The organism is Klebsiella sp. BIGb0138 (assembly GCF_004342285.1).
In the GTDB taxonomy this organism is placed as follows: domain Bacteria; phylum Pseudomonadota; class Gammaproteobacteria; order Enterobacterales; family Enterobacteriaceae; genus Klebsiella.
The window spans coordinates 20,377-42,832 of the sequence record NZ_SMCV01000002.1; the positions used below are offsets into that span (position 1 = coordinate 20,377).

Genomic DNA, 22,456 nt, shown 5'->3' on the forward strand with positions numbered 1-22,456 from the left:
AGAATTGCGCGCCAGGCAGAACCCCCTTTTGCACAAAGCAGACACCGGCCGCGGGCGCAGCCGGTGGGGAGAACTACTCTTCGCCTTTCTTCTGGCTCAGGCCATATTCGCGCAGCTTGTTGGCAATCGCGGTATGCGATACTCCGAGGCGCCGGGCCAGCTTGCGCGTGCTGGGGAAGCTGCGGTACAGCTGGGTGAGCACCGAGCGCTCGAAGCGGCGGGTAATATCGTCCAGCGACCCCTCCATCGCCTCTTCGCCGACCGGTAACGAGGCGACATCGTGGTCCGGCAACAGGATGTCCTGCGGCCGTATCTCAAAGCCTTCCAGCTGGGTCAGCGCCCGATACACCGCATTCTTCAGCTGGCGAACGTTGCCGGGCCAGCTATAGCGCGTCAGGACCGTACTGAGATCGGCGGAAAGCTTCGGCCGCGGGATCCCCTGCTCGTCGGCAAAGCGGGCGACAAACAGCTCAGTCAGCGGAATGATATCCTGCGGGCAGTCGCGTAGCGGCGGCAGGTAGAGGGTGAGCACATTGAGGCGATAGTACAGATCCTCGCGGAACAGCCCCTTCTGTACCAGCTCGACCAGGTTTTTCTGCGTCGCGCAGATCACCCGCACATCGACGTGAACCTCGTGATCTTCGCCCACCCGGCGGAAGGTGCCGTCATTGAGGAAACGCAGCAGCTTGGTCTGCATCCGCGGCGACATTTCACCAATTTCATCCAGCAGCACCGAGCCGCCGTTAGCCTGCTCAAAGAAGCCTTTTTTCCCCTGAATGGCATCGCCAAACAGCTCGCTTTCGACGGCATCCTCCGGGATGGATCCGCAGTTCAGCGCCAGATAGGGTTTGCTGGCCCGCGGGCTGGCCAGATGGCAGGCGTGGGCGAGCAAATCTTTACCGGTGCCGGTGTCGCCGACGATCAGCAGCGGCGCGCTGAGCATCGCCAGCTTGCGGGCCTGCTCGACGACATGGCGCATTTTCGGGCCAACGGCAAGGATTTGGCTGAAGGCGCTGGTATCCTGCGTCGTCATGGTTTGCAGCTGACGGCCCATACGCACGGTGGAGCGCAGCATCGCCACCGCTCCGGTCAGCACCCGCTCACCGTGTTCGCCTTCCAGATAGACCGGGGTGATCTCCAGGACGAAGTTCTGCCCGTTGACCACCACATGTTCGCTGTGCGACTCCTGCGGGCCGCTCTCCAGCCAGCGCGGGATGTTAAAATCGGTAATCAATTGCGCCACCGGATGATTACGCAGCCGCTCCTGGCTCTGCGCAAACAGCTGACAGCTGGCGGGGTTCGCCAGCTCGACCTTGCCTTTGGTATCCAGCGACAGCACCGGCTCCGGCATCGCCACCAGCAGCGCGCTGAGCGCCAGGTGTTCACGCTCCGACGGCATCCACGGCACGGTACGCACGTCGGTCACCCCGGAGATACGACGGATTTCCGCCATCAGGCTGCTGAAGCTGGCAAACTCCAGCTCGGCGAAATTGAGATAAATTCGGCCAACAGGATCAATGTCAATGCCGCGCAGATCGATCCCGCGGAGCACCAGCAAATCGAGTAATTCACGAGTCAGACCAAGACGGTCTTCACAAAAGACTTCAAGACGCATGGGAGTTTTCACCCTAAAAAGGCCAATGACGGATGAATAATAGGACAGTTATTTGCTGGCGTGAAGATAGCTGTCAACAATTATTGACAGCATGGCGGAAAAACGGCCGTTGTGGCGTAAAGCTATACCTTCAGCGACGCATTTCAGCGTCAGGGATAGTAAAAAGCCGTCGCTTCTCCGCGGCGGCGATAAACGGAATTACTTCTCCGCGCTGGCTTTGCTTTTCTGCAGGGTCTCTTTCAGCTGGCCGATCAGTTCGCGACGGAAATCCCCCAGTCGCGGTTTATCCTCGGCGATCCACGGTAGCGGCCGGCACAGCTCCATCGCTTTAATCCCCAGGCGCGCGGTCAGTAACCCGGCGCCGATGCCCTGCGCCGCACGGGCCGACAGCCTGGCCGCCAGATCCTGCGACATCCAGTCCATGCCCACCTCCCGTACCAGTTCGCTGGCGCCGGCAAAGGCGATATTGAGCAACACCAGGCGGAACAGGCGCAGACGACTGTAATAACCCAGCTCAATGCCGTACAGCGCGGCGATACGGTTGATCAGGCGTAAATTACGCCAGGCGATAAACGCCATATCCACCAGCGCCAGCGGGCTGACGGCGATCATCAGGGTTGATTCCGCCGCCGAGCGGCTGATTTCCCGCCGCGCCTGCGCATCCAGCACCGGCTGCACCAGCTGCGCATACAGGCTGACCACTTCGCGATCGTTCTGCGTTTCATGAATCGCCGCGTACCAGCGCTGCAGCGCCGGATGCGCCTGGTCCAGGCCGGCCTGCTGCGCCAGTTTCTCGCAAAACGCCCGCCCTTTCCCGACCGCGTGGCTGTGCATCAGGTCCCGGGCCTCATCGCGCTCATGGGCGCGCTGGCGCAGGCGCCACAGCCGCCGCCATTCGGTGGCGACCGAGCCCACGCCGGCGCCGATAATCAGCGCCCCGGCGGCACAGCCGCCCAGCGCAATCCAGTCCTGGGTCTGCCAGGCGCTCAGGGTCCACTGTAGGCCCTGCGCCACCACGCTGACGCCAAAAATAGCCAGCCCGGCGCTGACCATCCGACGCCATAAACTGCGTTTCGGCCGCAGTACCGATTCCACTACCGCTTCCGCCGCTCCGTCTTCCTCCTCCAGGGCATCGAGCCGCGCCGGGGCAAACTTTTCCGCCTCCAGGTCGTCAAAAGCGCGGGCAGATTTTAGCGCATCTATTTTCGCCGCTTCCAGCGGTCCGTCGAAGTCGATACGCGGTTTTAACGGTTCGCTCATCGCAATTTATCTCCAATCAAAAATTCCAGCGCGGCATCCAGGCGAATATGCGGCAGCGGCTTATCAACGTCCATGACCCGCGGGCGGAAGTTCTCAAACTGGAACCCCTGTTGCTGCCAGAACGCCTGACCCGGCAGGCGGGCCGGCACCTCGCCGGGGTAGATAGTCAGCGGCTGGCCGTCGCTCAGCCGGTCGCCGCGCAGGGCGGGGATTTTCTCGCCGTTGACCTCAATCAGCCCGCTCTGCGTCGCCTGAATCGACGCCAGCCCCAGGCAGTCCATACTGATGCCTTCGAACGCGGCATTTTGCCAGGCGTCCTGAATCAGCTGTTGCAGCAGGGAAACCATATTGCCGTGCTGATCGACGGTGACGTGGTCGGCTTTGGTCGCGGCAAACAGCAGCTTGTCGATCACCGGGGAAAACAGACGGCGGAACAGGGTTCGCTGACCGTAATGGAAGCTCTGCATCAGCTGAGTCAGCGCCAGACGCATATCGTTGAAGGCCTGCGGCCCGCTGTTCAGCGGCTGCAGGCAGTCCACCAGCACAATCTGGCGGTCAAAACGCAGGAAGTGGTCTTTGTAAAAGCCCTTAACCACTTTTTCGCAGTAATATTTAAAGCGTTCGCGCAGCATTCCGGCGTTGCTGTGTTTATCCGCCTGGGCGAGCTTCGCCTCGCCGATGGCGTCAACATCCGGCCACGGGAAAAACTGCAGCGCCGGCGCGCCGGCCATATCGCCGGGCAGCACAAAGCGCCCCGGCTGAATAAAGTGCAGCCCTTCACGTTTGCAGGCGTGCAGGTACTCCGTCCACGCGGCGGCGATCTCCGCCAGCCGGTTTTCCTCCGCCGGGGCCAGCGGATCCAGGCCTGCGCACAGCTGACGCCAGCGCGCGGACCACTCTTCACGCTGCCCCTGCAGCAGACCGGTCATCTGTCGCGACCAGCTGAGATAATCCTGCGCCAGCATCGGTAAATCGAGCAGCCACTCCCCCGGATAATCGACGATTTCCAGGTACAAGGTAGAGGTGTCTTTAAAGTGGCGCAGCAGCGATTCGCTGGAGCGGTAGCGCAGCGCCAGACGGATTTCACTCACCCCGCGGGTGGGCGTCGGCCAGACCGGCGGCGCCCCATACAGCTGCGCCAGCCCTTCGTCATAGGTAAAGCGCGGAATGCCGAAATCACGCTGCGGAACGCGTTTGACGCCCAGCAGGCGCTCTTCGCGCGCCGCGCTCAACAACGGCAGTCGCGCCCCGGAATGAATATTCAGCAGTTGATTCACCAGCGCGGTGATAAAGGCGGTTTTCCCGCTGCGGCTCAGGCCGGTGACCGCCAGACGCAAATGCCGGTCAACACCCCGGTTGACCAGCGCATTGAATTCAGTTTTGAGTCGCTTCATTGCCATCCCGTTATGCGTTGAAGGAAAGTGCTGTGATTATAAGCTATTAGGTGAGGATAAGCCGAATATATCGCGGTCGTTCTGCGGGCAGTTCGTCGTGGTCGGCGGCGCGACATCCTCGCGCAGAGCGCGCTGTACTGCCGTCATTTTGTATACCGCCTCACCCCATTTTCAAAAAATACCGCGCCCTCTCCCCGTGGCGCCTTATTTCATGCTGCGGGTAAGACGGCGCGCCAGACGGCTGAGCAACGGCTCAAGGGCCACCGCCAGCAGCATCTTCAGCGGCCGACGCGCCACCGATTTCACCGCCCAGCCGGCAACGCCCGCCGGGCCATAACGTAATGCGGTCAGCAGAACCAGCTTACCCGCGATTTTCAGACCGGGTTTCACTTTTTGCCCGGTCTGCTGCCAATTGATGTTCATGCGTGACCTCAGTTGTCAGTTACAGCTGGCGAAAACGGCTGCGCAGCGTAAAGGTATCGGACGTGACGTAACGTTCCATTTCGCGCAGGCGGCGTTCACTGGCCGCCAGCTCGCGGTCCGCCTCCGCCAGCAGCTCACCGCTGGAGGGGCTTTTCTCGCCGTAAAGTTCGCTTTCCGGCATCGGGTCAAGCGCGAAAGTCAGGATGATGTACGCCACCACCACAAAGAAAAACAGGCCAAAAATCATCGCCAGCACGGTAATCAATCGCACCAGTTTGACCGGCACATCCAGGTACTGCGCAATCCCGGCGCAGACGCCCTTGACCATGCCGCGCTGCGGCACGCGCCACAGCTTTTTATTCAGATCCAGTCCGCCCATTATTTGTCTCTCCAGTTCGGATGTTCGGCATCCAGAATGTCTTCCAGCGTCTGAATACGCTCGCGCATGCGCTTAGCGTCATCGGTCAACTGCAACAAACGCTGCTGTTCATTCTGCGACAGGCTGCCGTTCGCAGTGCGGTTGTTGTAATGCAGCCAGAGCCACACCGGTAAAACAAACAGCACAAACAGCGTCAGGGGTATGGCAATAAAAAGCGTACTCATGTGTACTCCTTACAGTGAGTGAGCGGCGGCGCATGACAGCGCCGCATCGCGTCATCCTTCAGCTTGCCTGGTCGGTGGCGGTCTCCGCTGGCGGGATGACCGCCTTATCCGCGCCGGCTAAAGGAATGCGCGTATTTCATTAGTTATTTTGATTCATTTTGCTTTTCAACGCCGCCAGCTGGGCGCTGATTTCATCGTCCGCTTTCAGGTCGGCAAACTGCTGGTCCAGCGTTTTCTGTTTGCCGAAACCATGGCTTTCCGCCTCGGCTTCCATGTGATCGATGCGGCGTTCGAAGGACTCAAACCGCGCCATTGCTTCATCAATTTTACCACTGTCCAGCTGACGACGAACGTCGCGGGAAGAGCTGGCCGCCTGATGACGCAGGGTCAATGCCTGCTGGCGAGCGCGCGTTTCGCTCAGTTTGTTTTCCAGCTCGCCAATCTCTTTCTTCATCCGGGTCAGCGTTTCATCAACCATCTGCGCTTCATTTTCCAGGCTGGCGATGAGATCGGTCAGCTTCTGTTTTTCGATCAGCGCCGCACGGGCCAGATCTTCTTTGTCTTTGCGCAGCGCCAGCTCGGCTTTTTCCTGCCACTCGGCCTGCTGGGCCAGCGCTTGTTCAATCCGGCGACTCAGCTGTTTCTTTTCCGCCAGCGCGCGCGCCGAGGTCGAACGCACTTCAACCAGCGTATCCTCCATCTCCTGGATCATCAGTCGCACCAGCTTCTGCGGATCTTCCGCTTTCTCCAGCAGGGAGTTGATGTTGGCGTTCACGATGTCGGCAAAACGAGAAAAAATACCCATAATTTAAGTCCTCATAGTTCTGATATCAGGCCGCGGCCTGCGTCGATACTTGCGGATACCAATACAAATCCCGTGCCAGTTTTTTATCTTGTTGATTTTAAAAGATGTGGTTGTTATCTGCACAGCGGGTTGCTACAGTGACCTGGTGAATCACACGACTAAATGGCGAATTTCATCATGGCTGAATACAAGGATAACCTGCTCGGCGAAGCCAACAGCTTTCTCGAGGTGCTGGAGCAGGTTTCACGGCTGGCGCCGCTGGACAAGCCGGTGCTGGTTATCGGCGAACGCGGCACCGGTAAAGAGCTTATCGCCAATCGTCTGCACTTTCTCTCATCGCGCTGGCAGGGACCGTTCATCTCTCTCAACTGCGCGGCGCTGAATGAAAACCTGCTCGATACTGAACTGTTTGGCCATGAGGCCGGGGCATTTACCGGCGCCAGCAAACGCCATCCGGGGCGGTTTGAGCGCGCCGACGGCGGCACGCTGTTTCTGGATGAACTGGCGACGGCGCCGATGCTGGTGCAGGAAAAGCTGCTGCGGGTGATTGAATATGGCGAACTGGAGCGCGTCGGCGGCAGTCAGCCGCTACAGGTCAACGTGCGGCTGGTGTGTGCGACCAATGCCGACCTGCCGCAGATGGTGGCTGCGGGCCAATTTCGCGCCGACCTGCTCGACCGCCTGGCGTTTGACGTGGTACACCTGCCGCCGCTGCGCGAACGACAGAGCGACATCATGCTGCTGGCGAATCAGTTCGCCATCCAGATGTGCCGGGAACTTGGGCTGCCGCTGTTCCCGGGCTTCAGCGAGCGCGCCACGCAGACGCTGCTCGGCTACCGCTGGCCGGGCAACATTCGCGAGCTAAAAAACGTGGTGGAGCGCTCCGTCTATCGCCACGGCACCAGCGACAGCGAACTGGATAACATCATCATCAACCCTTTTCATCAGCAACAGCCAGCGCCTGCCGCTGTCGCCGTCCCGGACGAGCCAGCGTTGCCGCTGGATCTGCGCGCCTTCCAGCTCCGGCAAGAAAAAAGCCTGCTGCAGGCCAGCCTCCAGCAGGCGAAGTACAATCAGAAACAGGCGGCAGATTTGCTCGGGTTAACCTACCACCAGCTGCGGGCGCTGCTGAAAAAGCATCAGCTCTGAGGCGTACGCGGCAGCATCAGGGCGCTGACCACCATCGCCCCCAGGCACAGCGCCGCGTTAAACCACAGCGCATACTGCGCCGCGCTGGCCATACCGAGGGGTAAAAATAGCGCAAAAAGTGACGCCGTCACCGCAATGCCCATCGCCCCGCCCAGCGAGCTGCCCATCTTGTAAACACCTGAAGCAACGCCGATTTTGCTTTCCGGCGCGTTGGAAACCGCGGTATCCGTCGACGGAGTGGCATAGCAGCCCAGCCCGAGGCCAAACAGCACGTTGCTGAGAAACACCGTCACGATGTAGACCGACTTATCAAGAAAGGTACAGGAGATAAACAGGATCGCGACGGCGGTAACCACCGGTCCGGTCATCATCGGCAGCCGGGCCCCGTAACGCTGCAGCAGCTTTTCCCCGACCCGGATCATCGCCAGCACGGTGACCAGATATCCCAGGGTCATCACTCCGGTTTCCAGCGGGCTCATATTGTGCCCCTTCTGTAGCCAGATGCTGGCGATCATCATCGTGCCGATCGCGCCGTTGAGCATAAAGTTCGACAGCACGGCGGCACCGTAGGCCCGGTTACGAAACAGGGCAAAATCGATCAGCGCCGCGTCCCCTTTGCGCAACCCGCTGCGGATAAAATAGCTCGCCGACAGCAGCGAACCGGCAAGCATCGTCAGCGACAGGCCGCTGCTCCAGCCCCAGCCGTGCCCTTTACTGATAAACAGATTCAACAGTACCAGCGAAATAATCAGGCTCAACAGGCCGCTGATATCCAGCTTCTGCCGCTGGGCGCTTTGGCTGCGGCTTTCCGGCGTGCCGCGGAGCAGCAGCAGAGCCGCCAGCGCGACGGCGATCGAAAAAACAAAGATCCAGCGCCAGCCGAGGCCGGTCGCGATCGCGCCGCCAACGAAGGAACACAAACCGCTGCCGCCCCACGAGCCGATGACCCAGAAGCTTACCGCGCGCTGCCGCGCCTTGCCTTCATACCACGTTTTAATCAGCGCCAGGGTCGCCGGCATGATGCAGGCCGCCGACAGCCCCTGCAAAACGCGCCCGGTCAGAAACAGCCCTGGCCCCTGGGCCAGCACCAGCAGCGCGCTGCCGATAATACTTAACAGCAAGCCGATATGGGTCATACGCATGCGGCCAAACTTATCCGCCAGCCCGCCGCTGGCGACCACAAAGCAGCCGCTGAATAAGGCGCTCAGGCTAACGGCTAACGTCAGCGTCTCGAGGGAAATATCCAGGCTGCTTTTCATCGCCGGAACGACATTAATCACCGACTGGGCAAACAGCCAGAAGGTCAAAACGCTCAAAACAATTCCCGCCAGCAGGCGGTCGGTGCCCACAAACGGTGATTCGGCCAGAGATACGGAACTCATTATTCGATCCTCCCCGTTGCGGATGGTTAACGCAGATAATGTTCTGTCAGGGCGCACCACAGCGCCGCGCCCTTGAGCAGGATCCGGTCGTTAAAATCGTATCCGGGGTTATGCACCATGCAGCGCTCCGCCTCGTCCCCGGCGCCGATAGTGAAGTAGCAACCGTTGGGATTATGCTCGAGCATAAAGGCAAAATCTTCGCTGCCCATAAACGGTTTCACCTCACCCACCAGCTCCGCGCCGAACAGCGCCGTCGCCACGCTACGCACCATCTCATTGGCGACGGGATCGTTTCTGAGCACCGGGCTGCCGTTAACGTGGGTCAACGTGGCGCTGGCGTTAAAGCTTTCCGCCTGGGCGACGGCAATATCGTGGATCCGCTGCAGGACCGTCTCGCGCACCTGCTCGTTCAGGGTGCGTACCGTCAGCTTCATCAGCACCTTATCGTTAATGATGTTCGGCGCATGCCCGGCCTGAATACTGCCGACGGTGACCACCGCCGCCTCAAATGGCGTGATATTGCGCGAGACGATAGATTGCAGTGCGAGGGTGATATGGCAGGCCACCAGCGTGGCGTCGACGGTATGTTCCGGCACCGCGCCGTGGCCGCCTATGCCTTTTACTTCAATATGCAGGGTATCCGAGGAGGCCATCATCGCGCCGTCGCGCAGGCCAATTTTGCCCAGCGCCTGTCCCGGCATATTGTGCAGGCCGAAAAGGGTATCGCAGGGGAATTGATCGAATAGCCCGTCTTCCACCATCACCCGGCCGCCGTACAGCAGCTCTTCGGCAGGCTGAAAAATCAGATGCAGCGTGCCGTTAAACTGACGCGTGCGCGCCAGATACTCCGCGGCGTACAGCAGCGTGGTGGTATGCCCGTCATGACCGCAGCCATGAAAACGGCCATCGACCAGGCTGGCCCAGGCTTTGCCGCTCGCTTCCTGCATCGGTAAGGCGTCCATGTCCGCCCGCAGGCCGAGACGACGTTCGCCGTTGCCCACCTTTAAGGTCCCGACCACCCCGGTCCCCGCCAGACCGCGATGTACGTCATAGCCCCATTCGCTCAGCAGACGGGCGACTTCATCGCTGGTTTTATGTTCTTCGAAGCCGATCTCCGGCTGCTGATGGAAGCGGCGGCGCAGGGCAATAAACTGCTCTTCATTAACCTGTAATGCCTCAATAAGTGGATGCGTCATTTTTGTTATCCCTTTGTTGTGTTTGCGCGACACTTTCGAGTTTATGCTGCCTTATTGGCTTTAAAGTGCTGTTTTTTGTTTTATATTGACGGATTATTAATGAGTGTTTTTCATACAAATCGGTTATGACAAAAAATAACCTGTTATTTTTTGTCCTGCAGAGGAGACCACGGTGGAGCACCATTCAGGGGATTTTGGCGTCGCGGTGCGCGACATTCGTCACTACAGTCAGCCGGAGAGCGATGCGCTGACGCTGCTGTGGGTTCTCGAAGGCCAGCTTGAGCTGCACGACGGCGACCTGAAACAGCGGCTATCGCCGGACGAACTGACGATAGTCAACCGCCACCATCGCTGGAGCCTGCACGCGTCAGCCGCCAACGCGGTCATGCTGCTGACCCTTTCCGGCGGCTGGCTGACGCGCCTCGACGGCGATTTTTTTACCGTCGACTACCGGGTTAGCGCCGAAACGCGCGACGCCGATGCCAATCTGCGCCGCCTGATGCGCCAGCTGTTAGTCGTTGAACTGGTTAATCACCAGGCCCGCTATCGCCTGGAGGCTAACCGCTGGCTCAGCGAAATAGCCCTGCTGCTGGCCACCCGCTTCAGCCAGCCCATTGCCTCCGGCCCCCGGCGCGGGGCGGATAGCTGGAGCCGCCGTATTACCCGGGTGGTGGCGCGCATCGACGCCAGCTACCAGCGTCGGCTCTCGCTGCATGAAATCGCCGCAGCGGAACTGGTCTCCGAAGCCTGGCTGTCGCGTCTGTTTCGCAAAGAGGTCGGCATGAGCTTTATGCAGTATCTCACCGCGTTACGCCTGAACAAGGCGGCCGGGCAGCTCATCGCCACCCGTAAACCGGTACAGCAGATTGCCCTGGAACACGGGTTTGCCAGTACCCGCATTATGAGCGACCTGTTTAAACGCCTGCATGGGTTAACGCCGCGCCAGTTCCGCCAGCAGCATCCGCAGGTTGTCCTTGAGGCCGCGCGTCCGCGCGCCAGCCGGGCCGAGGTCTGGCTGCCGGTCGCCGTCGAGCGTCTGTACGCCCGGTTGAATGAACCGGAGAGCAGCGGCTGGGACAACCCGCCGCCGCCGCTGAGCCCGCAGCAGACCCGCCAGATTGACCTGCGCCAGCTCCCTGCCCGCGCGGCGTCGTTACGCCATACCCGCATGGTGGTAACGGTGCGTGAACTGGATGATTTACTACGAGAAGATGTCCGTCACGAACTGGAACGGCTGCACGAAACGCTGCCGGTCTACGCCATTGATATCCACGATCCCTTTCTCAGCAGCCGGCTGTTCGCCACCGGCTGGGACGATCCGCAGATGGCGGGCTACGCCTGCTGGTATAATCTGCAGCACATTTTCAGCTGGCTGGCGAAAATGGGCTGGGGGGTGATTCTGCATACCGGGATCACCACCCGCTGCGATTTGCTACAGCGCTTTCTCCGCCTCGCCGCTGACCATTTCCCTGCGGCAACCCTCGCCAGCTGGCGGTTTGTCTGGCACTGGTCGCCGCAGGCCAGCGAAGAGGCGCGCCAGCACGCCTGGCGGCAGCAGCGCGAGGTCCTGCGGGCCTCGTTGCCGCAGCCGCAGCTGGGGGTCTGGCATCGCTTCCCGGAAAACGCCATTGACGACGATCCCCTGCTGCAATCGCCGATTCCTGGCGAAGCCGATTTCCTCGCCTGCCAGGCCGACGCCAACGAACTACTGGATCTCGCTCAGCTGGATAGCAGTAAGCTGGCCGCAAGCGAAAACTACCCGGTGCATAAACTACGCCAGATCCACAGCGCCCTGCGCCAGCGTCAGCTGACCCTTCCCCTGTGGCTGCTCTCGTGGAACACCCTGACCGGCGACACCCGCGACACCAACGGCCGCTTCTTCCGCGGCGCGCTGCTGATGGATAACCTGCTGGGGCTGGCGGATCAGGTGTGGCTGGCCGGGTTCTGGCTCAACTCGGGTCTGCAGGGCGAAGCCCGCGCTAACGGCAAACTGGACACCTCAAGCCTCGCGCTGCACTATCTCCACGGCCTGCCGCGCCCGGTTTACTGGGTACTGTGGCTATGGCGACGGCTGCGGGGGGAAGTGCTGGTCAATGATAAAAACCTGCTGCTGTTGCGCCACAACGGGCACTATCAGTTGCTGTTACGCAATACGGTGGTGTTCAACCCCTGGCTCTCCAGCGAAGAGGCCTTTATCCAGCGTTTCAGTCAGCCCTACAGCATTCAGCTGTCCGGTCTTGAAGCGGGACGCTGGCGGATTAAGCAGCATCTGTTCGATCGGCACCACGGGGCGTTATTCCCGCTCTTTGAAGCCTTTCGCAGCCACAGCGGCCCGGACGAGGAGGGTTATCAATGGCTAATGCACAAGGCCAGGCCGGACCTGAGCGTCTCAGAGGAGAGGCCGGATACCCGCTGGCAGATCGTCGACTCGCTGGAGAGTAACGCCCTGGCGCTGTATGAGTTCACCCCGCTGAATGGATAACGGCATCATCTGCGCAGGTGGGCGTGGGTTGATTCACCCACGCCTGAATTTTAATCCGGCTCTCTTCGCTGGCCGGATTAAAGACCAGCATGTTGAGATCCGGGCGCCCTTCAACGGCAAAGGTGGAAAACTCCAGCTCAATCATACCGATCTGCGGGTGCTGCATCCGCTTAAAGCCTTCGCCATGCCCGGCAACATCGTTGCTCCGCCAGAAGGTGCCAAATTCCGCGCTCTGGCCCGAAAGCTCAGCGATCAGTCGTTCGGTATCGGGCGAGTTACCCACCCGCGCCACATCGGCGCGAAAGGCGCTGACAATAAGGCGCGCTACGGACTGCCAGTCTTCCAGCACGCTCCGCGCCTGGCTATCGGTAAACAGGCGGCGCAGGATATTGCGCTCCGCCAGCGGCAGCTGGGCGTAATCCGTCAGCACACGGGCCGCGGCATGGTTCCACGCAATAACGTCCCAGGTGGCGGTTTTGACGATCGCCGGCACGGGAAACGCATCGATAACCCGCTGTAACCGCGGGGTAATATCATCCGAGACAATCAGCCGGGTTTCCGGAGGATGACCAAATGCCAGAATAAACAGATGATCGCGTTCCGGCGTGGTCAGCCGCAGGCCGCTGGCAATACGCCCCAGCACCTCCCGCGACGGCGCGCCCCCGCGTCCCTGCTCCAGCCAGGTGTACCAGGTCGGGCTGATGTTCGCCAGCTGGGCCACCTCTTCACGCCGTAGCCCGGGCGTGCGCCGACGGCCGGGCTGAAAGCCGAACGTTGCCGGGTCGAGTCGCCCGCGTCGCGCCCGCAAAAATTCACCAAGTGCATGTGTTGAAGAGTCAGTCATCGTCAGCCTGTTAGTATTTATACCCTGATAATGTCTCTACTTTTATAGTATCCCGATAAGACTACCATAGCCTGGATACTCATTCTGGAGGTAGATCATGCGAATTTTTCTCACCGGTGCGACCGGTTTTATCGGCTCACGCATTCTCAGCGAACTGCGGGCCGCCGGGCATCAGGTCACCGGCCTGGCCCGTTCAGATGCCAGCGCCCTCGCGCTGCAGGCGGCGGGCGCCGAGGTGCAGCGCGGTACGCTGGAGGCTCCCGACTCGCTGCTGGCGGCGGTTGAGGCCAGCGATGCGGTTATCCATACGGCCTTCGATCATGATTTCAGCCGCTTTGTGGCGAACTGCGACAAGGACCGCCGGGTCATTCTCGCGATCGGTGAGGCGCTGAAAGGCAGCCGCCGCCCGCTGCTCATCACCTCAGGGACCGCCATGGGCGATACGGGCAACGGGCAGCCCGCCAGCGAACGGCACTTTAACTCCGCGCACCCTAACCCGCGCGCCGCCTCCGAGCTGGCCGGCAATCAGCTACTGGAGGCCGGTGTCGATGTGCGGGTGGTACGGTTGCCTCAGGTTCATGGCACCACCCGTCAGGGATTATTGAGCTACTACATTGAACATGCGGCTGAAAAAGGGATCGTGGCGGTCGTCGGTGACGGTAGCAACTGCTGGTCGGCGGCGCACGTCAGCGATGTGGCGGAACTGTACCGTCGGGTGCTGGAGCTGGGAGAAACCGGCATGCGCTATCATGCCGTTGATGAAGAAGCCATCGCCTCTTTGCGCATCGCCGAGGTCGTGGCGGAAAAGCTCCACCTCCCTCTGCAATCCCTGACGAGCGAAGAGGCCGCGGTGCATTTCGGTTGGTTTGCCGCCTTTGCCGGGATGGATCTGCGGGCAACATCCGCCTGGACCCGCCAGCAGCTTGGCTGGCAGCCGACCGGTCCTCAGCTGCTTGACGATCTGCGAAACGGCCATTATAAAAAGTGACGTCGTCACAAAAAGTGCGGCCACCTGGCGCGGCGGCACTTTTTTTATTACCCGCGGGAATGTGCAACAACCTTGATGCAGGACGTATTTTCCCCGCCTGAGGCGGCATACTGTAGACACGGAACTCCATCGAGGATCAAACCGTGAAAAAATTACTGATATGCTGCTTGTCTGGCGAAACAGCGACCATCCTGGCGAAGAAAATGCAAAAAATAGCGGATGCCCAGGGGGTGAATCTGTTAATCAGCGCCGTGGGTCTGGAAAATGTCCTGAGCGTGCTCCCGGCCTACCACGGCCTGTTGGTTGCGCCGCATATTCAATACAAAATCAATGAACTTACTCAGGCATTAACCCATGACCAGCAAATTGCGGTCGTTGAAAGCTTACCCTATGCCTCATTTGATGGTGATAAGGTGCTGAAGTTTGCTCTGTCGCGGATGTCTCATTCGCTCACCTGACACCCCATGTCGCGGTGAATTTGCCGGGCAATGCGGGCTCGCCTCCGGTCACCGGCCCGCATTGTATTGCCGCGCCAGGGTCCCGTGATAGTTAATAATTTGTAACTGGTAAGATGTGCCAATGTGAATTATAGTCTGCGCCATCATCGTTCAATGGACTGAAAACGCACATGATTCCGGTTAATATTCATACTCTTAGTCGCTATGCGGCACACGTCAGTTTGACCCATACCATGAAAAGCCATCGTTCTCCCGCCCTCTCGGTAATGATGATTTTCTCTGATTTATGTATCCGTTCAACCCGCGATGCCTATCGCGAGCAGGGCTGGAAAATTAGCGAGAAACGCAGCGGCATGGTGCTACGAACGTTTGTCGCCACCCATCACGGCGGCAGTGAGATCGAAATTACCCCCAAAGACTATATTGCCCGTTATAACCGCTTACTTCCGCTGTAAGCGCCGGGGAATAAACAGCTAACTGGAGAAACCGGCAATAAAAAGATACCATGTTTCATTATCCGCTCCACGCCGCATAAACAGGCTGAGAAACGTCTAAAAGAGCAGCATACCCTCAGGTCTTTGATGAATATCAATCCGTCGCCCCCGATGAAGCATCACGATCGTTCCGCCTTGCGCTGGTGCAAGCTTTGTACGTTTATTCAGAGGGATGGCGGATAAAAACACCTGCTGGCTTTCCGAGGTATACTCGAAGTAGTTATGCGCGATGAATGCGCAGCGCTGGAGTAGCGCAATTGCGTAGCAGTCGACTGCATTGTTCCTGTGAGCGTTTAAGGTGATGGAATATGTCATTGAATATTAATAAGATAGAGCATTGCTCTATAACCATAAAAACATTATGCGCCTGAAATTATCCTCTCTCCTGGCAGCGGCAGCCCTGCTGTGTGGACAGGCTATCGCCGCGCCCACGCTACCCGCGAATGCCGATATTCGCGATAGCGGCTTTGTTTACTGCGTTAACGGTCAGGTGAATACCTTTAACCCGCAAAAAGTCAGCAGCGGTCTGATTGTCGATACTTTAGCCGCCCAGCTGTACGATCGGCTGCTGGATGTCGACCCGTATACCTATCGTCTGGTGCCTGAACTGGCCGAAAGCTGGGAGGTACTGGATAACGGCGCCACCTACCGCTTCCATCTGCGTAGCCACGTGCCCTTTCAGTCGACGTCATGGTTTAAACCCACCCGCGCTTTTAATGCCGACGATGTGATTTTCACCTTCAGTCGTATTTTTAACCGTGACGACCCGTGGCATAGCGTCAACGGCAGCAGCTTCCCCTATTTCGACAGTTTGCAGTTCGCCGACAGCGTTGAAAGCGTGCGCAAGCTGGATAATCAAACCGTCGAGTTTCGCCTGAAACGCCCGGATGCCTCGTTCCTCTGGCACCTGGCGACCCACTACGCCTCGGTGATGTCCGCTGAATATGGCGCGCAGCTCAGCAAAACCGATCGTCAGGAGCTACTTGACCGCCAGCCGGTGGGAACCGGTCCGTTCCAGCTGGAGGAGTACCGTGCCGGCCAGTACGTGCGTCTGCAGCGCCATCCGGGCTACTGGCGCGGTAAGCCGCTGATGCCGCAGGTGGTGGTGGATCTGGGTTCCGGGGGGACCGGCCGCCTGTCGAAGCTGCTGACCGGGGAGTGCGACGTTCTGGCCTGGCCCGCCGCCAGCCAGTTGACGATTTTGCGTGACGATCCGCGCCTGCGCCTGACGCTGCGCCCGGGGATGAATATCGCCTGGCTGGCATTCAACACCGCCAGACCGCCGCTGGATAAACCGGAAGTGCGCCATGCGCTGGCGCTGGCCATCAATAACCAGCGTCTGATGCAGTCCATTTATTACGGTACGGCAGAAACCGCCGCCTCGATGCTACCGCGCGCCTCCTGGGCCTACGATAACGAGGCTAAAATTACCGAATACAACCCGGCGGAAGCCCGCGCCCGGCTTAAAGCGCTGGGGCTGGAAAAACTGACGCTTAAGCTGTGGGTCCCTACCAGCTCCCAGGCCTGGAACCCCAGCCCGCTGAAGACCGCCGAGCTGATTCAGGCGGATATGGCGCAGATTGGCGTGAAGGTCATTATCGTGCCGGTAGAGGGTCGCTTCCAGGAGGCCCGATTGATGGATATGAACCACGATCTGACGCTTTCCGGTTGGGCAACGGACAGTAACGATCCGGATAGCTTTTTCCGCCCGCTGCTGAGCTGCGCGGCCATTGCCTCGCAAACCAACTTCGCCCACTGGTGTAACCGGGAATTCGATGAGGTGCTGCAAAAGGCATTGCGCTCCCAGCAGCTGGCTTCGCGCATCGATGCCTATAAAGAGGCGCAGCATATTCTCGCCCGCGAGCTGCCGGTGCTGCCGCTGGCCTCTTCGCTGCGTCTGCAGGCCTATCGCTACGATATGAAAGGTCTGATCCTGAGTCCGTTTGGCAACGCCTCCTTTGCGGGCGTCTCGCGGGAGAAAAAAGACGAGGTGAAAAAACCATGATTATTTTTACCCTCCGCCGCCTGCTGCTGCTGCTGGTCACGCTCTTTTTCCTGACCTTTGTCGGCTTCAGCCTGAGCTATTTTACCCCGCACGCTCCGCTGCAGGGCGCCTCGTTATGGAACGCCTGGCAGTTCTGGTTCAGCGGACTGCTGCACTGGGATTTCGGCGTCTCCAGCATTAACGGCCAGCTGATTGCAGAGCAGCTAAAAGAGGTTTTCCCGGCGACCATGGAGCTGTGTATCCTCGCGTTTGGCTTTGCGCTGCTGATTGGCATCCCCGTCGGTATGCTGGCGGGCATCATGCGCAACAAATGGCCCGATACCCTGATCAGCGCTCTGGCGCTACTCGGTTTTTCGATCCCCGTTTTCTGGCTGGCGCTGCTGCTGACGCTGTTTTTCTCCCTGACTCTCGGCTGGTTCCCGGTCTCCGGGCGCTTCGATCTGCTGTACGAGGTGAAAACGGTCACCGGTTTTGCGCTGATTGACGCCTGGCTCTCCGACTCGCCGTGGCGCCATGAAATGATCGTCAGCGCCGTGCGCCATATGGTGCTGCCGGTACTGACGCTGGCCGTCGCGCCGACCACCGAAGTGATCCGCCTGATGCGCATCAGCACCAGCGAAGTGTATGACACCAACTACGTCAAAGCCGCCGCCACCCGCGGCGTTTCGCGGCGGACGATTTTACATCGCCACGTCCTGCACAACGCCCTGCCGCCGGTTATCCCGCGTCTTGGGCTGCAGTTTTCGACCATGCTGACCCTGGCGATGATCACCGAAATGGTCTTCAGCTGGCCGGGGCTGGGCCGCTGGCTGATCAACGCGATCCGCCAGCAGGACTATGCCGCTATCTCGGCAGGAGTGATGGTTATCGGTGCGCTGGTTATTACCGTGAACGTGATATCAGATATTCTGGGCGCCATGGCTAACCCGTTGAAACATAAGGAATGGTATGCCCTACGATAGCGTTTATCTGGAAAAGCGCCCGCCGGGAGCGCTGCGTACCGTATGGCGGAAATTCTACGGCGATACCACCGCGATGATCGGTCTGTACGGCTGCGCCGGTCTGGTGCTGCTGTGCATCTGCGGCAGTTGGTTTGCCCCTTATGGTATCGATCAGCAGTTTCTTGGCTACCAGCTGCTGCCGCCGTCGTGGTCGCGCTATGGTGAAGTGTCCTTCTTCCTCGGGACCGACGATCTTGGGCGCGATGTTCTGAGCCGCCTGCTGAGCGGCGCGGCCCCCACGGTGGGCGGCGCTTTTGTCGTCACTTTCGCCGCCACGCTGTTCGGGCTGGCGCTCGGGGTCATTGCCGGGTCGACGCACGGCCTGCTCTCCGCGATGCTGAACCATATTCTCGATACCCTGCTGTCGATTCCGTCGCTGCTGCTGGCGATTATCGTCGTCGCCTTTGCCGGGCCGAACCTGGGCCATGCAATGTTCGCCGTCTGGCTGGCGCTGCTGCCGCGTATCGTGCGTTCGGTCTATAGCATGGTGCATGACGAACTGGAAAAAGAGTACGTGATCGCCGCCCGCCTCGACGGCGCAACCACCCTGAATATTCTGTGGTTTGCGGTCCTGCCGAATATCGCCTCCGGGCTGGTGACCGAAATAACCCGCGCGCTGTCGATGGCGATCCTCGATATCGCCGCCCTCGGCTTCCTCGACCTCGGGGCCCAGCTTCCCTCTCCGGAATGGGGCGCGATGCTGGGCGACGCGCTGGAGCTGATTTACGTGGCGCCGTGGACGGTGATGCTGCCCGGGGCGGCGATTATGATCAGCGTCCTGTTGGTCAATTTGCTGGGCGACGGTATCCGCCGCGCAATTATCGCCGGGGTGGAATAATGCCGTTACTCGATATTCGCAATTTAACCATTGAATTTAAAACCAACGAAGGGTGGGTCAAAGCCGTCGATCGCGTCAGCCTGACCCTCGCGGAAGGCGAAATTCGCGGGCTGGTGGGCGAGTCCGGCTCCGGTAAGAGCTTAATCGCCAAAGCGATCTGCGGCGTCACCAAAGACAACTGGCGGGTCACCGCCGACCGCATGCGCTTCGATGATATCGACCTGCTGCGTCTCTCCAATCGCGAACGTCGTAAGCTGATTGGCCACAACGTGTCGATGATTTTCCAGGAGCCGCAGTCCTGTCTCGACCCTTCCGAGCGTATCGGCCTGCAGTTAACGCAGAATATCCCCGGCTGGACCTTTAAGGGCCGCTGGTGGCAGCGCGTGGGCTGGCGCAAACGCCGGGCGATCGAGCTGCTGCACCGCGTTGGCATCAAGGATCACAAAGATGCCATGCGCAGTTTCCCCTACGAATTAACCGACGGGGAGTGCCAGAAGGTGATGATTGCCATCGCCCTCGCCAACCAGCCGCGTCTGCTGATCGCCGACGAGCCGACCAACGCCATGGAACCAACGACGCAGGCGCAAATTATCCGCCTGCTCACCCGGTTGAACCAGAACAACAACACCACCATTTTGCTGATCAGTCACGATATGCAAATGCTCAGTAAATGGGCGAATAAAATCAACGTCATGTACTGCGGACAAACGGTGGAGACGGCCCCCAGCGAGGAGCTGGTGACCACGCCGCACCATCCCTATACCCAGGCATTAATCCGCGCAATCCCCGATTTTGGCAGCGCCTTGCCGCATAAAAGCCGCCTGAATACCCTGCCGGGGGCCATCCCGCTGCTTGAGCAACTGCCGATCGGCTGTCGCCTCGGGCCGCGCTGCCCGTACGCTCAGCGCGAGTGTATCGAAACGCCGCGCCTGACCGGCGCCAGAACGCATTTGTTCGCCTGTCATTTCCCGCTGAACATGGAGAAAGAGTGAAATGGTCGAAACATTGCTCGAAGTCCGCAATCTGAGTAAGACCTTTCGCTACCGTACGGGCTGGTTTCATCGGCAGATGGTGGAAGCGGTCAAACCGCTGAGTTTTACCCTGCGTGAACGGCAGACGCTGGCGATCATCGGGGAAAACGGATCCGGCAAGTCTACCCTGGCGAAAATGCTGGCGGGAATGATTGAGCCGACCTCCGGCGAACTGCTGATTGACGATCATCCGCTGGAATTTGGCGATTACTCGTTCCGCAGCCAGCGGATTCGCATGATCTTTCAGGATCCCTCAACCTCGCTGAATCCACGCCAGCGGATTTCGCAGATCCTCGACTTCCCGCTGCGTCTGAATACCGACCTTGAGCCGGAGGCGCGGGAGAAACAGATTATCGAGACGTTACGCATGGTGGGCCTGCTGCCGGACCATGTCAGCTACTATCCGCATATGCTGGCCCCGGGGCAGAAACAGCGTCTGGGGCTGGCCCGCGCGCTGATCCTGCGCCCGAAAGTAATTATCTGCGACGAGGCCCTGGCCTCGCTGGATATGTCGATGCGTTCGCAGCTGATCAACCTGATGCTGGAGCTGCAGGAAAAACAGGGTATTTCATATATCTACGTCACCCAGCATCTGGGGATGATGAAGCATATCAGCGACCAGGTGCTGGTGATGCATCAGGGCGAAGTGGTGGAGCGCGGCAGTACCGCCGATGTGCTGGCGTCGCCGCTGCACGACCTCACCCGGCGGCTGATTGCCGGGCATTTCGGCGAGGCGCTCACCGCCGATGCCTGGCGTAAAGACGGAAAATAATCGGCCGTCGCCCCGGCAGGCTCGCCCTGCCGGGGAGATTAATCCGGGAATACGCTTTGCGCCGGCAGCACCCGGCGGTCAAAACGACGCAGCGCGTAATAGAGCACGCCGGTGCCGAACCAGCCGATCATCCACGAAACATCATTTCCGGCAAACAGCCATGTCAGCGAACCGTGATACAGCGGGTTCTCAATAAACGGCAGCTGGATAAGCACGCCTGCCACATAAACCGTAATCGCATAGAGATTCCAGTAACCGTAGCGCTGTTGCGGATCGGAGAGCGCGGGAATATCCACGGCCCCCGCCGAGATCAGGTAGTAGTCGGTTAAACTGATCGCGCTCCATGGCACGAAGAACGCCAGCAGGAAGAGCAGGAAATGGGTGAAGTTCTTTAAAAATGCCGGCTCGCTCAATAGCGCAATCACGCACGATATGGCGACCATCAGCACCACAAAAGTCATCCGCGTCCGCTTCGACAGCGAGGTCTGACGGCGAAAACCGGAGACGATAGTGCTCAGCGACATAAAGCTACCGTAGGCATTGAGAGTGGTAAAGGTGATTTTGCCAAAGCAGATCGCGAAGTAAATCACCATCGCCATCACCTGGCTTTTTCCCAGGCCGACAATAAAGCTCACCTCATGCCCGGGAAACGCGCTGCCGGCGATGGCTGCCGTCAGAACGCCCAGCGTCATAGATGCCTGCGTGCCGAGGACCGTACCGCTAAAGACGCAAAAAAAGGTTTTTACGCCGGGGACATTTTTCGGGAGATAGCGTGAATAGTCGGAAACATAGGGGCAAAATGCAATCTGCCACGATGAAGAGAGCGACACGGCCAGTAAAAACATCGGCAGCGAGAAATGGTTATCCTGCGCGATCGCCTGCAGGTTAGCGGAGAGCAGCAGGGTCGCGAACAAATAGACGAACGCTAACACCCCAACAATACTCGCCACTTTGCCCAGTTTGTGGATCACGCGATAGCCCAGGACCGCAATGACGATAATAATCGCGCTGAACAGCAGCATCCCGGCGACGTTGGAAATCGACAGCAGCCTGGCCATCGCCTGACCGGCCAGCACGGTGCCGCTGGCGGAGAAGCCCACGTACATCACGCAAACCAGCACCAGCGGCACCACGGCGCCGAAAACGCCAAACTGCGCCCGGCTGATAATCATCTGCGGTAAGCCCAGACGCGGCCCCTGCAGCGCATGCAGCGACATCACCGCCGCGCCCAGCACCTGCCCCAGCAGCAGCCCAATCAGCGACCACACGACGTCGCCACCGAGCACCACCGCCAGCGCGCCGGTGACAATCGCGGTAATCTGCAGATTGCCGCCAAACCACAGCGTAAACTGACTAAAAGGATGTCCATGCCTTTCGCGCTCGGGAATATAATCGATCGAACGCGTTTCCGTTAAGCCCTGCTGATGATGCTGTGACTGCCCTTCTGTTGACGAAAAAGAAGACATAGTTTCCTCGCTTTAACCGGTATTTCAACCACCTCAGGACCTTACTTCCCTGAACCCATCGCGACAGGCCCGCTCATATGACAGCTCATGTATATACAAGCATTGACAAGCGGACGCACCGTGAGCATGATGAATTTGTGATGGGTATGTAAATTTTTGTATGTATAAAAGTAACCATATGGCAACATTACATCAACAATCACGCGGTGCCAGCCGCGTCCTCTCCCTGCAGTCAGCAAAGGCGTAGCGT

21 protein-coding genes are annotated in these 22,456 nt (G+C 59.4%); 10 read left to right on the top strand and 11 right to left on the bottom strand.

Going from position 1 to position 22,456, the window contains the following annotated elements:
* Positions 1–73: 73 nt before the first annotated feature.
* From tyrR to pspA, 7 genes are all read right to left on the bottom strand, one after another.
* Positions 74–1,615, bottom strand: a complete 1,542-nt coding sequence (tyrR, locus tag EDF73_RS04520) for a transcriptional regulator TyrR (RefSeq protein ID WP_132726361.1) — start codon at positions 1,613–1,615, stop codon at positions 74–76.
* A 198-nt stretch (positions 1,616–1,813) separates the two neighbouring features.
* Positions 1,814–2,875 (bottom strand): YcjF family protein, encoded by a 1,062-nt coding sequence (locus tag EDF73_RS04525; RefSeq protein WP_132726364.1) that lies wholly within the window; start codon positions 2,873–2,875, stop codon positions 1,814–1,816.
* The gene (locus EDF73_RS04530) at positions 2,872–4,269 is read right to left on the bottom strand and encodes a YcjX family protein (RefSeq protein ID WP_132726367.1); all 1,398 of its coding nucleotides are present in this window, start codon (positions 4,267–4,269) and stop codon (positions 2,872–2,874) included. The genes EDF73_RS04525 and EDF73_RS04530 overlap by 4 nt, the downstream gene beginning before the upstream one ends.
* Before the next feature lie 204 nt (positions 4,270–4,473).
* Positions 4,474–4,692: a phage shock protein PspD gene (pspD, locus tag EDF73_RS04535; RefSeq protein ID WP_132726370.1), complete on the bottom strand. Its 219-nt coding sequence runs from the start codon at positions 4,690–4,692 to the stop codon at positions 4,474–4,476.
* A gap of 19 nt (positions 4,693–4,711) precedes the next feature.
* Positions 4,712–5,071 carry an envelope stress response membrane protein PspC gene (pspC, locus tag EDF73_RS04540; protein WP_132726373.1) on the bottom strand — a complete coding sequence of 120 codons (360 nt, stop codon included), beginning with the start codon at positions 5,069–5,071 and terminating at the stop codon, positions 4,712–4,714.
* Positions 5,071–5,295 (bottom strand): envelope stress response membrane protein PspB, encoded by a 225-nt coding sequence (gene pspB, locus EDF73_RS04545; RefSeq protein ID WP_132726376.1) that lies wholly within the window; start codon positions 5,293–5,295, stop codon positions 5,071–5,073. The genes pspC and pspB overlap by 1 nt, the downstream gene beginning before the upstream one ends.
* Before the next feature lie 139 nt (positions 5,296–5,434).
* Positions 5,435–6,100 (bottom strand): phage shock protein PspA, encoded by a 666-nt coding sequence (gene pspA, locus EDF73_RS04550; protein ID WP_132726379.1) that lies wholly within the window; start codon positions 6,098–6,100, stop codon positions 5,435–5,437.
* Between the two features lie 162 nt (positions 6,101–6,262).
* Here pspA and pspF point away from each other — a divergent pair, with 162 nt between their 5' ends.
* A complete protein-coding gene (gene pspF / locus EDF73_RS04555) occupies positions 6,263–7,249 on the top strand; it encodes a phage shock protein operon transcriptional activator (protein ID WP_165905646.1) in 987 nt (328 codons plus the stop codon).
* Here pspF and EDF73_RS04560 read toward each other — a convergent pair.
* Positions 7,240–8,631: an MFS transporter gene (locus EDF73_RS04560; protein WP_132726384.1), complete on the bottom strand. Its 1,392-nt coding sequence runs from the start codon at positions 8,629–8,631 to the stop codon at positions 7,240–7,242. The genes pspF and EDF73_RS04560 overlap by 10 nt on opposite strands.
* Positions 8,632–8,657: 26 nt before the next feature.
* On the bottom strand, positions 8,658–9,827 hold the full coding sequence (locus tag EDF73_RS04565; protein ID WP_132726387.1) for a M20 aminoacylase family protein: 1,170 nt from the start codon (positions 9,825–9,827) through the stop codon (positions 8,658–8,660).
* A gap of 172 nt (positions 9,828–9,999) precedes the next feature.
* Here EDF73_RS04565 and EDF73_RS04570 point away from each other — a divergent pair, with 172 nt between their 5' ends.
* Positions 10,000–12,309, top strand: coding sequence for a helix-turn-helix domain-containing protein (locus EDF73_RS04570; RefSeq protein ID WP_132726390.1), 2,310 nt, complete (start codon positions 10,000–10,002; stop codon positions 12,307–12,309).
* Here the strand turns inward: EDF73_RS04570 and EDF73_RS04575 are convergent.
* The gene (locus tag EDF73_RS04575) at positions 12,290–13,153 is read right to left on the bottom strand and encodes a helix-turn-helix transcriptional regulator (RefSeq protein ID WP_132726392.1); all 864 of its coding nucleotides are present in this window, start codon (positions 13,151–13,153) and stop codon (positions 12,290–12,292) included. The two genes, EDF73_RS04570 and EDF73_RS04575, sit on opposite strands and share 20 nt — an antisense overlap.
* 97 nt (positions 13,154–13,250) lie before the next feature.
* Between EDF73_RS04575 and EDF73_RS04580 the strand changes: the two genes are divergently transcribed.
* The 8 genes from EDF73_RS04580 (at position 13,251) to sapF (ending at position 20,740) form a co-directional block, all read left to right on the top strand.
* Positions 13,251–14,141 carry an SDR family oxidoreductase gene (locus EDF73_RS04580; protein ID WP_132726395.1) on the top strand — a complete coding sequence of 297 codons (891 nt, stop codon included), beginning with the start codon at positions 13,251–13,253 and terminating at the stop codon, positions 14,139–14,141.
* Between the two features lie 143 nt (positions 14,142–14,284).
* A complete protein-coding gene (locus EDF73_RS04585; protein WP_132726398.1) occupies positions 14,285–14,599 on the top strand; it encodes a PTS cellobiose transporter subunit IIB in 315 nt (104 codons plus the stop codon).
* A gap of 170 nt (positions 14,600–14,769) precedes the next feature.
* Entirely contained in the window at positions 14,770–15,054 is a 285-nt protein-coding gene (locus EDF73_RS04590; RefSeq protein ID WP_132726400.1) for a hypothetical protein, read from the top strand.
* Positions 15,055–15,454: 400 nt separating this feature from the next.
* Complete coding sequence (sapA, locus tag EDF73_RS04595; RefSeq protein ID WP_132726403.1) at positions 15,455–17,098, top strand: ABC transporter substrate-binding protein SapA; 1,644 nt, start codon at positions 15,455–15,457, stop codon at positions 17,096–17,098.
* Complete coding sequence (gene sapB / locus EDF73_RS04600) at positions 17,095–18,060, top strand: putrescine export ABC transporter permease SapB (RefSeq protein ID WP_132726406.1); 966 nt, start codon at positions 17,095–17,097, stop codon at positions 18,058–18,060. Before sapA ends, sapB begins: the two co-directional genes overlap by 4 nt.
* Complete coding sequence (sapC, locus tag EDF73_RS04605; RefSeq protein WP_132726408.1) at positions 18,047–18,937, top strand: putrescine export ABC transporter permease SapC; 891 nt, start codon at positions 18,047–18,049, stop codon at positions 18,935–18,937. The genes sapB and sapC overlap by 14 nt, the downstream gene beginning before the upstream one ends.
* A complete protein-coding gene (gene sapD, locus EDF73_RS04610) occupies positions 18,937–19,929 on the top strand; it encodes a putrescine export ABC transporter ATP-binding protein SapD (RefSeq protein ID WP_132726411.1) in 993 nt (330 codons plus the stop codon). Before sapC ends, sapD begins: the two co-directional genes overlap by 1 nt.
* A gap of 1 nt (position 19,930) precedes the next feature.
* Entirely contained in the window at positions 19,931–20,740 is an 810-nt protein-coding gene (gene sapF / locus EDF73_RS04615) for a peptide ABC transporter ATP-binding protein SapF (protein WP_132726413.1), read from the top strand.
* A gap of 38 nt (positions 20,741–20,778) precedes the next feature.
* On the opposite strand, the gene EDF73_RS04620 is transcribed toward sapF, so the two are convergent.
* Positions 20,779–22,206: a cytosine permease gene (locus tag EDF73_RS04620; RefSeq protein ID WP_132726416.1), complete on the bottom strand. Its 1,428-nt coding sequence runs from the start codon at positions 22,204–22,206 to the stop codon at positions 20,779–20,781.
* Between the last annotated feature and the right edge of the window lie 250 nt (positions 22,207–22,456).

Excerpts from the sequence above, each read along its gene's own strand:
- tyrR (WP_132726361.1), bottom strand. The coding sequence starts at position 1,615 with ATGCGTCTTGAAGTCTTTTGTGAAGACCGTCTTGGTCTGACTCGTGAA.
- EDF73_RS04525 (WP_132726364.1), bottom strand. The coding sequence starts at position 2,875 with ATGAGCGAACCGTTAAAACCGCGTATCGACTTCGACGGACCGCTGGAA.
- EDF73_RS04530 (WP_132726367.1), bottom strand. The coding sequence starts at position 4,269 with ATGAAGCGACTCAAAACTGAATTCAATGCGCTGGTCAACCGGGGTGTT.
- pspD (WP_132726370.1), bottom strand. The coding sequence starts at position 4,692 with ATGAACATCAATTGGCAGCAGACCGGGCAAAAAGTGAAACCCGGTCTG.
- pspC (WP_132726373.1), bottom strand. The coding sequence starts at position 5,071 with ATGGGCGGACTGGATCTGAATAAAAAGCTGTGGCGCGTGCCGCAGCGC.
- pspB (WP_132726376.1), bottom strand. The coding sequence starts at position 5,295 with ATGAGTACGCTTTTTATTGCCATACCCCTGACGCTGTTTGTGCTGTTT.
- pspA (WP_132726379.1), bottom strand. The coding sequence starts at position 6,100 with ATGGGTATTTTTTCTCGTTTTGCCGACATCGTGAACGCCAACATCAAC.
- pspF (WP_165905646.1), top strand. The coding sequence starts at position 6,263 with ATGGCGAATTTCATCATGGCTGAATACAAGGATAACCTGCTCGGCGAA.
- EDF73_RS04560 (WP_132726384.1), bottom strand. The coding sequence starts at position 8,631 with ATGAGTTCCGTATCTCTGGCCGAATCACCGTTTGTGGGCACCGACCGC.
- EDF73_RS04565 (WP_132726387.1), bottom strand. The coding sequence starts at position 9,827 with ATGACGCATCCACTTATTGAGGCATTACAGGTTAATGAAGAGCAGTTT.
- EDF73_RS04575 (WP_132726392.1), bottom strand. The coding sequence starts at position 13,153 with ATGACTGACTCTTCAACACATGCACTTGGTGAATTTTTGCGGGCGCGA.
- EDF73_RS04580 (WP_132726395.1), top strand. The coding sequence starts at position 13,251 with ATGCGAATTTTTCTCACCGGTGCGACCGGTTTTATCGGCTCACGCATT.
- EDF73_RS04590 (WP_132726400.1), top strand. The coding sequence starts at position 14,770 with ATGATTCCGGTTAATATTCATACTCTTAGTCGCTATGCGGCACACGTC.
- sapA (WP_132726403.1), top strand. The coding sequence starts at position 15,455 with ATGCGCCTGAAATTATCCTCTCTCCTGGCAGCGGCAGCCCTGCTGTGT.
- sapB (WP_132726406.1), top strand. The coding sequence starts at position 17,095 with ATGATTATTTTTACCCTCCGCCGCCTGCTGCTGCTGCTGGTCACGCTC.
- sapC (WP_132726408.1), top strand. The coding sequence starts at position 18,047 with ATGCCCTACGATAGCGTTTATCTGGAAAAGCGCCCGCCGGGAGCGCTG.
- sapD (WP_132726411.1), top strand. The coding sequence starts at position 18,937 with ATGCCGTTACTCGATATTCGCAATTTAACCATTGAATTTAAAACCAAC.
- sapF (WP_132726413.1), top strand. The coding sequence starts at position 19,931 with ATGGTCGAAACATTGCTCGAAGTCCGCAATCTGAGTAAGACCTTTCGC.
- EDF73_RS04620 (WP_132726416.1), bottom strand. The coding sequence starts at position 22,206 with ATGTCTTCTTTTTCGTCAACAGAAGGGCAGTCACAGCATCATCAGCAG.